Below are 9,143 nucleotides of genomic sequence, written 5' to 3' on the forward strand. Positions count from 1 at the left end.
CCGCACGGCCCGTGGAGCCAACCCTGTGCGAACGCCGCGCAGCTCGCGACTGGTCCGCAACATGCGAGAAACACGCCGGAAACGTCAGTGGGGCCGGCGGCGCGGCCCGCGCGCGGGACGCGGCGGCCTCACGGGCCCGCCCGCCCCGCGCGAGGGCTAGTCGATGCTGCCGAGGAACTCGGCGGTGCGCTGGCTCTTGGGGTGCTCGAAGACCTCCTCGGGCGTGCCCTGCTCCACGATCACGCCGCCCTCCATGAAGATCACGCGGTCGGCGACGTCGCGCGCGAAGCCCATCTCGTGGGTGACCACGACCATGGTCATGCCGCCGCGCGCCAGCTCGCGCATGACGTCGAGCACGCCGCGCACCAGCTCGGGGTCGAGCGCCGAGGTGGCCTCGTCGAAGAGCATCACGTGCGGGTCCATGGCCAGGGCGCGGGCGATGGCCACGCGCTGCTGCTGGCCGCCGGAGAGCTCGTCGGGGAAGTAGTCCACGCGGTCGGCCAGGCCCACGCGCGCGAGCTGCTCGCGCGCCACGCGCTCGGCCTCCTCGGCGCTGCGCCCGAGCACCTTGCGCTGCGCGAGCATGACGTTGTGCAGCGCGTCGAGGTGCGGGAACAGGTTGAACTGCTGGAACACCATGCCGAGGTGCTTGCGCAGGTCGTTGAGGTTGGTGCCCTTGTCGCAGATGTCGGTGCCCTCGAAGTAGATGTGGCCGCTCGTGGGCTCCTCGAGGCGGTTGAGGCAGCGCAGCATCGTGGACTTGCCCGATCCGGACGGGCCGAGCACCACCACGACCTCGCCGCGGTGGATGTCCAGGTCGATGCCGCGCAGCACGACCGTCTCGCCGAAGCTCTTGTGCAGGTCGGAGATGCGCAGGACCACGTCGTCGCCGGCGGCCGGGGCCGCGGCGGCGGCAGCGGCCGCGTCCGTCGTCTTGGCGTCACTCATCGGAGCCTCCCTTCTCGCCCGCGAGCGCGGGGGCCGCGGTCTGCGCGTGCTTGCGGGTGCGGTGGCCGCGCACGCGGTCCTCCAGGTGACGCGTCACCTTGGAGAGCGGCAGCGTGATCACCAGGTAGAACGCCGCGGCCACGATGTAGGGCGTGATCGAGCCGGTGGATGCCACGATCGTGCGCGCGTACATCACGAGCTCCATGATGCCCACGGCCGCCAGCAGCGACGAGTCCTTGTAGAGCGTGATGAACTCGTTGGTGAGGTTGGGGATCACCTGGCGGAACATCTGGGGCAGCACCACGTAGACCATCGTCTGCAGGCTCGTCATGCCGAGCGAGCGCGCGGCTTCGTGCTGACCCTTGTTGATGGACAGGATGCCCGCGCGGAAGACCTCGCACATGTAGGCGCCCGAGTTGAGCATCAGCACGATCACGCCCAGCGGGAAGTTGGGCAGGCTGATGCCCGCGAGCGGCAGGCCGAAGAACGCCACGTAAATCTGCAGGAACAGCGGCGTGCCGCGCATGAAGTTGACGTAGGTGGTGGCGATGCCGCGCCACACCACGAACTTCGACAGGCGCATGATCGCCAGCAGCAGCGCCAGCGGGATCGCCAGCGGGAACGCGATGGCCACCACGGCGATCGACATGAAGAAGCCGTTGAGCACCACCGGGAAGCTCGTGACGATCATCGTGGGGTCAAAGAACAGGTGCAGGAACCGGTTGGAGTTCCACGCCTGCACCCAGGCCTGGTCCTCGAGCCAGCGCGAGACCTGCTCGGTGGCCGAGACGCCCTGGACGGGGATCGACGGGATGCCCTCGATCTGGTGCTCGGAGCCGTCGGCGAGCTCGTAGGTGGCCTCGACCTGCTGGTCGCCGCCCGACACGGGGAAGTACACGTCGTAGACGATGACGTTGAGGTGCCCGGCCTGCTCGAGCGGCTCGGCGAAGTCGAGCGTGAGGTCCTGGCCGCTCACGGTCTCGGTGTAGTCGACGTCGTTTCTCGTCATGAGGTCGTCGCCGGTGAGCAGCGTCACGGCCAGGTCGTCCGTCGAGAAGGTCGTGCCGTCGGGGATGTGCAGCGTGAGCGCGCTCACGCCCTCCCCGTCCTCGACGGTGGCCTCGAACGTGATGCGCGACTGGGTGTCGCCCATGATGGCGGTGGGGTCGTCCTCGGAGTTGGGGCGGCCGGTGCAGCGCACGGCCTCCATCGCGCTTGCGGGGACGGCCAGCGCGAGCGCCGTCGCGCACGCGAACAGCGCCGCGGCGAGGACGGCGAGAAGGACGCGGGGACGCGCGTGGTGGGATGTGTTCAACATGGCCTCGCTTCGGTAGGGCGCGCGGCCCCTCCCCGGTGAAGCGGAGAGGGGTCGCGCGATCAGACGGTTACGCTCGAGGCGCGGCCTAGCCCATGTTGTCGGAGATGAGCTGGTCGATGGTGCCGTCGTCGGTGAGCGTCTTGAGGGCGCCGTTGATGGCGTCGAGCAGGGCGGGGTTGTCCTTGCTGACGGCGATGGCGTACTCCTCGCCCGTGGCGGAGGTGAGCACCGTGTGCATGTCGGTGTAGGCGCCGGAGAGCATCTGGTTCACCACGGCGGCGTTGCCGCAGACGGCGTCGGCCTGGCCGGAGTTGACCGCGGCGAAGGCGTCGGTGAACTGCGGGAACGGCAGCTGCGTGGCGTTGGGGAAGTTCTCGGCCGCGAAGTCGGCGCCGGTGGAGCCGCTCTGGACGGCGATCGTCACGTCCGCGGTGTTGAGCGCGTCGGCCGCGTTGTCCTCGGTGATGTCGGCGTTGTCGGACATCGTGGCGACGGCCTGGTTGTCAACGTAGTAGGGGTCGGAGAAGACGACCTGCTCCTCGCGCTCCGGGGTGATGGAGATGCCCGAGAGGCCGGCGTCGATGGTGCCGGCGACGACGCCCGGGATGATGGAGTCGAAGTCCTGGTCGTTGTAGACGCACTCGAGGCCGAGCTGCTCGGCGATCGCGCGGCCGAGGTCCATGTCGAGGCCGACGTGCTCGCCGTTCTCGAGGTTCTCGAAGGGCGGGTAGTCGGGCGAGACGCCGAAGGTGATGGCGCCCTCGGTCACGAGGGTCATCTCGCTGTCGGCGGCGGTGTCGTCGGTGCCCTCGTCGGTAGAGGCGGTGTCGTCGGCAGCCTGCTGGTTGCCGTTGCAGCCGGCCAGCGCCAGCGAGCCCGCCGCCGCGCCGGCAACGGTCAGAAAGTTACGCCTGCTCAGGTTCTGCATGTGGGTTCCTTCCCCAGTGTGTTTTGGCGCGTGGTCACGCCCTTTCCCGACGGAGGCACGGGTCTTCCCGTGTCAGGGCACGCGCCCCGCCCGTCGCCAACTTGTGAGTCTGATGCCGAGACCACGCCTCAGACGCAGCTTGACGAATTCTTAACACAATCGATACGCATGGCAGAGCGAGGCCGGGTGCCTCTCTGGTCGTGCCCCACCCAAACCGCGTGCGATTGGGCAGCGTTGCGGAGCCATCCCCGGCGCCCACACCGGCCCCTCTGCCAAAACCATGTGCGGTTGGGTGGCATGTTTGATATCCAACCGCCCGAAGGCGCGCGTTTCTCGTCCCACGGCGTCCTTCTCGCCACGAAAGGCCGACGATTGGGTGGCAGCGTTGATATTCACATAAAAGATGCCACCCAACCGCACATGGTTTGTGACGAGAAGGGTCTCGCTGACAACACGCCAGGGCCCAAACACCCAATCGCCGCCCGTTTCTGGCAGCCGTGTCACAGAATAACGAGGAGCTCGGGCTGTCGGACAGCGAGAAGCTCCAGGGGCCCGGCGCCCCGGGCTCGACGGATCTTCTCGGCCCTACACGCCGCCGTAGTAGTGCTCGCGCTCCCAGTCGGTGACGGAGGTGCAGAACTCCCCCCACTCGCGGCGCTTCTCGCGCACGAAGTAGGTGAAGATGTGGTCGCCGAGGACCTCGCGCATGAGGTCGGACGCCTCGAAGCGGTCGATGGCCTCGCCGAGGGTGCGGGGCAGGCGCTCGATGCCGCGCTCGGCCAGCTCGCGGTCGCTCGCGTTGAAGGTGTCGCAGGTGGACTCCTCCGGCAGCGGCAGCTCGTCCTCGATGCCCTTGAGACCGGCCGCGATGGTGACGGCCAGGGCCAGGTACGGGTTGGCCGTGGGATCGGGGCTGCGCAGCTCGATGCGCGTGGCGATGTGCTTGCCCGGCTTGTGCGTGGGAAGGCGCACGAGCGCGGAGCGGTTGCGGCGGCCCCACGTGGCGTAGGTGGGCACCTCGCCGGTGGAGATGAAGCGCTTGTAGGAGTTGACCGTGGGGTTGGTGACGAGCGTGAACTCCGGCGCGTAGCGCAGGATGCCCGCGATGTAGTGCTCGGCGAGCTCGGAGAGGTGCGTGGAGTGCTCCTCGCGCTCGGCCCAGAAGAGGTTCTCGCCGTCGTGGTCCAGAAGCGACTGGTAGAGGAACATCGCCGAGCCCGGCGCGCTCGAGATGGGCTTGGGCATGAACGAGGCGAACATCCCCTGCTGGGCGGCCTCCTGCTTGATGACCAGGCGCGCCGTCATGATGTTGTCCGCGCAGCTCACGGCCTCGGTGAAGCGCAGCTCGACGCCGTTTTGCGAGGGGCCGGCCGCATGGTAGGAGTACTGCACCGGGATCGACATCTTCTCGAGCGTGAGGGTGGTCTGGCGGCGCAGGTCGTTGGCCGTGTCCATCGGCGTGAGGTCGAAGTAGCCGGCCAGGTCGAGCGGCACCGGGTCGAGGTCGTTGTCGAAGTAGAAGTACTCGATCTTGGGGCCCACGTTGGGGACGTAGCCCTTCTCGTCCGCCTGCTGGAAGACCTTGAGCAGGCAGCGGCGCGGGTCGCCGTCAAAGGGCTCGCGCGCGGGGGTGTAGACGTCGCAGAAGACGCGCGCCACGCCCGACTCGCTCGGGCGCCACGGCAGCAGCGTGAAGGTGTCCGGGTCCGGGAAGGCCAGCATGTCGGACTCCTCGAGCGAGGCGAAGCCGTCGATGGACGAGCCGTCGAAGCCGATGCCCTCCTCGAACGCCTCCTCGAGCTCCTCGGGCGAGATCGCGAAGGACTTGAGGTTGCCCAGGACGTCAGTGAACCACAGCTGGACGAAGCGGATGTCGCGCTTCTCGACGGTGCGCAGGACGAAGTCGATGTCCTTCTCGGTGCTCATGTGATCTCCTCCGGAGCCTCCGGGTTTCGGTCGTTTGGAGGAAGGGTCTCACATATGTGTTTCGCGCCTGTTACCGCCCCCGGGGACGTTCTGGCCCAGCGCGGACTCGGCGCGGCGCAGCATGTCGGAGGCGGCGGGGCACGGCGCGCCCGTGGCGTGGGCCGAGCAGCTCGAGGCGCTGCCGCACCCGGCGCACGCGGCGCCGGAGCGCCGCAGGCTGCGCGCGCACAGGACGAGAAGGGCAGCGATGACGAGGAGAATGACGATGTCGGCGGGGCTCATGGGCGCCTCCCGGGGCAGGGTCGGGAACTTTTGGTGTTAACCTACGGCAACTATACCCGATGCGTCATACTGTAACCGTTGGGCGGCCACGCCGCGCAAAGTTCGCATCGAGAAGGGAAGCCCCATGTCCGACGACCAGACCATGCAGCTCGTCATCGTTCGCCACGGTGAGTCCGAGTGGAACAAGCTCAACCTCTTCACCGGCTGGACCGACGTCGACCTCACCGACACCGGCCGCGAGGAGGCCCACGCCGGCGGCAAGGCCCTCAAGGAGGCCGGCTATGACTTCGACGTCTGCTACACCTCGCTGCTCAAGCGCGCCATCCACACGCTCAACTGCGTGCTCGACGAGCTCGACCGCAACTGGCTGCCCGTCCACAAAGCCTGGCAGCTCAACGAGCGCCACTACGGCGCCCTGCAGGGCCTGAACAAGGCCGACGCCGCCGCCGAGCACGGCGAGGAGCAGGTCAAGATCTGGCGCCGCTCCTTTGACGTGCAGCCGCCCGCGCTGGAGCCCGGCGACCCGCGCGACCCGCACATGCTCGAGATGTTCCGTGACGTGCCCGCCGAGGACCTCCCCTACACCGAGTGCCTCAAGGACACCATCGCCCGCGCCTGGCCGTACTTCGAGCAGGAGATCAAGCCGCAGATGGAGGCCGGCAAGCGCGTGCTGATCGCCGCCCACGGCAACTCGCTGCGCGCCCTCGTCATGCAGTTCGAGAAGCTGACCCCCGAGCAGATCCTCGAGGTCAACATCCCGACCGGCGTGCCGTGCGCCTACACCTTCGACAAGGACTGGAACGTCGTCGACAAGCACTACATCGGCGACCCGGCCACCATCGAGGCCAAGATCAACGCCGTCGCCAACCAGGGCAAGGCCAAGAAGTAGGGCGTTCGCCCATAGCGCGAGGCCGGGCCCCGGAGCTTGCACGCGAGGATGCGCTGAAGCGGAATCCTCGCTAAGCAAGTTCCGGGGCCCTCTCGTTACGGTCGCGGGTCGCCGCGCGGGGCGGACAGCCCGCGGCGCGTCTCGCGAACGACGCCCGGCATGAGCGCGCACGCGCGGTCGACCGTGAGCACCAGCCACGTCGCGCTCGAGCAGACGAGCAGGGCCGCGAGCGTCGCGTCGAGCCGCGCGCCGGGCCCCGTCAGCGCCCAGAGCGCGACCGAGGCGACGAGCGCGCACGCGAGCAGCGAGACGCTCCCGCGCACGAAGGCCCGCCCGCCTCCGACGTCGCGCCCGCGAAGAATCAGCGCGATCGCGCACGGTGCCAGGAGCAGCGCCGCGACCGCGGCCGCCGCCGCGGGCCCCTCCCCGACGAGCCAGGACGTCGCACCGGCAACGCCCAGCGAGGCCACGGCGCCCGTCACCCGCGCGGCCATCCGAAGCGCGCGTCTCCCGGCCGCTCCCCTGCCGACCGACGTCCATGCCGTGCCGACCATGCAAAGGGGAAGCGGCTCGCCCGAGAGCGCCCGCCGAACGTTGCCCGCATAGCGCTCCGCAAGCGCGTCGAGCTCGTCGCGCACGGCCTCGGGCGCGGGCCTTCTTCGCTGGTCCACGGCGAGGCACGACATGACCGTGTCCGCCACCTGCTCGTCAACGAGCGAGAGCGCGCGCCGCAGCCCCTCGTCGGACGGCGAGAGCCCTCGCTCCAGCGCGAGCGGCGCCACGAGCACGGCGACCTCCTTCTCGCGTGCGAGCACGTCGGACAGGCGAGCGCACGCGCGGTGCACGGGAACGGGACGCTCCGGAGCCCGCTCGACCTTGTGGCGGCCGGGAGACGTGTCGCGCGCGACGCTCGGAAAGGGCAGCCGCCCGCCCAGCAGCTCGCACAGCACGCTGCCCGCGGCGTAGACGTCCACCGCGCGGGAGCGCCGAAGCCGCGCGACCGCGGCGAGGTCGTCGGTCAGCATCTCGGGCGGCGCGTAGCCGACGGTGGCGCGGCGCAGCGCGGCGTGCGCGCCGGTGAACGACCCGGCTGCCTCCGCCACGGGCTCCGCCGATCCGAAATCGATGAGACACAGGTCAAACGACCCGTCCGCGCGCTGCTCGGCAAGCGTGCGCCGCGCCGTCCGGATCATGACGTTGGCCGGCGAGACGTCGCGGTGGGCCAGCCCGTCGCCCACAAGCGACAGCCGTGCCAGCAGCTCGAAGAGGTCGCGCCCAATCCGGGCCACGGTGAGCGGAGAGACGCGCCCGTCATCGTCCACGGCGAGCCCCCGGGCAACGGCCTCCGCCAGCGTCACGCCCTCGACCCACTCCATCACGATGGCGGGCGCGCCGTCGAGCGTTCCGAAGGCATAGAGGCGGGGGAAGCCCCGAAGCAGCGCCAGGCTCCGCTGGCACTCGTACTCGCGCCGCATCGCCGCGCAGGCAACGGACTCCTCGCCCCTCTCGCCAGCCGCGGAAGCGTCGTCCAGAGGCGTCTTGAGGGCAAGCCGCTCGCCCCAGGCGTTGGTGGCGAACGTCACGCGACCGAGCCCGCCGCGCCGGGACCTCCCCCCGTCGACGAAGAGCGTCGAGAAGCGCCTCAGGTAGGCGTCACGCTCCTCGCCGCCGAGCGAGAAGGGCGCCTCGAGGTCCTCGAGGCGAGCGACGCGGAACGCTCCGCCGCCGCGCTCGGGAGGCGTAGCGGCGGAGAACGGGCCGGCGTCGTCCCCGCACGTCCCCGTCAGCCTCTCGTCCCTCTCGCTCACAGCGACAACCCGTCATAGTAGCCGTGGAACTCCGAGAGGTCGCCCGCGGCGGCGCCGAGCGGACGACGGAACTCGTCCTCGTGGCCGCGCGGGTCGTCATAGCTCGTGTTGACGTCCCAGGCCGACTCGTAGCGGCCCACGTAGCTGCCCAGGCACCGGTACGCGCCGATAAGCCGCTCCTGCTCGTCGCAGTAGGCGGAGTAGTTGGAGCGAGGCCGGTTGACCACGGCCGCGTACTCCGAGAGAAGCTGCTGGCCGAGCGACGAGCAGCTCCCCAGGTGGGCGCGCCGCGTGGACAGGCTCGCGCTCAGGCTGTCGCGCTCGAAGTCGCTCGCGCAGGCCTCGGCCTGCCGCAGGTACCCCGGGATCGCGGAGGCCCTGGCGGCGAGAAACGCCCGAAACTCCGCCTCCTCGGCCTCGCTGGGAACGGACGAGAAGATGTCGCCGCCGGACGACGGCCCGACGCCGCCCGCGCCGCCGGAGCCGTTGTCGGGAGCAGCCGGAGGCTCGGCAGCGCCCTCGTCGCCGGAGCCGCTGTCGGACGCGCCCGGCGCCGTGGTGCCGGCCGACCCGTCGCCGCCGGCGTCGACCGGCGCGGAGCCGTCCTCGTCCCCCGTTGCGGTCGCCTCACCTCCGTCGCCCGAGGCGTGGTCGCCTCCCGCCGCGTCACCGTCGGTCGGCGCGGCGCTCGGGTCCGCCTCGCCCCCCGAGGCCCCCTGGTCGCGCCCGTCAGCCGGGGCGCCCTCCACGCGCTCGTCGTCGACCGGCGCGTTCCCGAGAACGGCCGTCCGCCCCATGTCGAGCGGGAGCAGCCCCGAGAGGGCGGTCGCGTACAGAGCGACGCTGACGACGAGCAGCGCAAGGGCGCTCGCCACCATGATCCACGTCCGACGGGACCGGGCCCCGCGACCCGCCGAGCCCCATCGTCCGTGCGTCCCGTGCGCCCCTCCCAATATGTCACCCCTCCACTCGGCCAAAGAGTCCCTCCAGATGGTAGCGCCCCCGTCGCTCCCCGGCACATGCCGTCACCCGGCCCGCCGCCAG

8 protein-coding genes are annotated in these 9,143 nt (G+C 70.2%); 1 reads left to right on the forward strand and 7 read right to left on the reverse strand.

Annotated features, from left to right (window positions below; genetic code table 11):
* Positions 1–156 precede the first annotated feature (156 nt).
* From ACWTSU_RS07210 to ACWTSU_RS07230, 5 genes are all read right to left on the reverse strand, one after another.
* Positions 157–948 carry an amino acid ABC transporter ATP-binding protein gene (locus ACWTSU_RS07210; protein WP_455139206.1) on the reverse strand — a complete coding sequence of 264 codons (792 nt, stop codon included), beginning with the start codon at positions 946–948 and terminating at the stop codon, positions 157–159.
* Positions 941–2,266, reverse strand: a complete 1,326-nt coding sequence (locus ACWTSU_RS07215; protein ID WP_455139208.1) for an amino acid ABC transporter permease — start codon at positions 2,264–2,266, stop codon at positions 941–943. Before ACWTSU_RS07215 ends, ACWTSU_RS07210 begins: the two co-directional genes overlap by 8 nt.
* An 85-nt stretch (positions 2,267–2,351) precedes the next feature.
* On the reverse strand, positions 2,352–3,194 hold the full coding sequence (locus ACWTSU_RS07220; RefSeq protein ID WP_455139210.1) for an ABC transporter substrate-binding protein: 843 nt from the start codon (positions 3,192–3,194) through the stop codon (positions 2,352–2,354).
* Between the two features lie 585 nt (positions 3,195–3,779).
* Entirely contained in the window at positions 3,780–5,120 is a 1,341-nt protein-coding gene (locus ACWTSU_RS07225) for a glutamine synthetase family protein (protein WP_455139212.1), read from the reverse strand.
* A gap of 48 nt (positions 5,121–5,168) precedes the next feature.
* Positions 5,169–5,402, reverse strand: a complete 234-nt coding sequence (locus ACWTSU_RS07230) for a FeoB-associated Cys-rich membrane protein (RefSeq protein WP_455139214.1) — start codon at positions 5,400–5,402, stop codon at positions 5,169–5,171.
* Positions 5,403–5,526: 124 nt separating this feature from the next.
* On the opposite strand from ACWTSU_RS07230, the gene gpmA reads away from it, so the two are divergent.
* The gene (gene gpmA, locus ACWTSU_RS07235) at positions 5,527–6,291 is read left to right on the forward strand and encodes a 2,3-diphosphoglycerate-dependent phosphoglycerate mutase (protein WP_455139216.1); all 765 of its coding nucleotides are present in this window, start codon (positions 5,527–5,529) and stop codon (positions 6,289–6,291) included.
* Positions 6,292–6,386: 95 nt separating this feature from the next.
* Here the strand turns inward: gpmA and ACWTSU_RS07240 are convergent, their stop codons facing one another.
* Together ACWTSU_RS07240 and ACWTSU_RS07245 are read right to left on the reverse strand one after the other, a co-directional pair.
* The gene (locus tag ACWTSU_RS07240) at positions 6,387–8,099 is read right to left on the reverse strand and encodes a protein kinase domain-containing protein (protein WP_455139218.1); all 1,713 of its coding nucleotides are present in this window, start codon (positions 8,097–8,099) and stop codon (positions 6,387–6,389) included.
* On the reverse strand, positions 8,096–8,977 hold the full coding sequence (locus tag ACWTSU_RS07245) for a hypothetical protein (RefSeq protein ID WP_455139220.1): 882 nt from the start codon (positions 8,975–8,977) through the stop codon (positions 8,096–8,098). Before ACWTSU_RS07245 ends, ACWTSU_RS07240 begins: the two co-directional genes overlap by 4 nt.
* Positions 8,978–9,143 lie beyond the last annotated feature (166 nt).

It is taken from the genome of Thermophilibacter sp. (assembly GCF_966187215.1).

Excerpts from the sequence above, each read along its gene's own strand:
- ACWTSU_RS07230 (WP_455139214.1), bottom strand. The coding sequence starts at position 5,402 with ATGAGCCCCGCCGACATCGTCATTCTCCTCGTCATCGCTGCCCTTCTC.
- ACWTSU_RS07210 (WP_455139206.1), bottom strand. The coding sequence starts at position 948 with ATGAGTGACGCCAAGACGACGGACGCGGCCGCTGCCGCCGCCGCGGCC.
- gpmA (WP_455139216.1), top strand. The coding sequence starts at position 5,527 with ATGTCCGACGACCAGACCATGCAGCTCGTCATCGTTCGCCACGGTGAG.
- ACWTSU_RS07245 (WP_455139220.1), bottom strand. The coding sequence starts at position 8,977 with ATGGTGGCGAGCGCCCTTGCGCTGCTCGTCGTCAGCGTCGCTCTGTAC.
- ACWTSU_RS07215 (WP_455139208.1), bottom strand. The coding sequence starts at position 2,266 with ATGTTGAACACATCCCACCACGCGCGTCCCCGCGTCCTTCTCGCCGTC.
- ACWTSU_RS07225 (WP_455139212.1), bottom strand. The coding sequence starts at position 5,120 with ATGAGCACCGAGAAGGACATCGACTTCGTCCTGCGCACCGTCGAGAAG.
- ACWTSU_RS07220 (WP_455139210.1), bottom strand. The coding sequence starts at position 3,194 with ATGCAGAACCTGAGCAGGCGTAACTTTCTGACCGTTGCCGGCGCGGCG.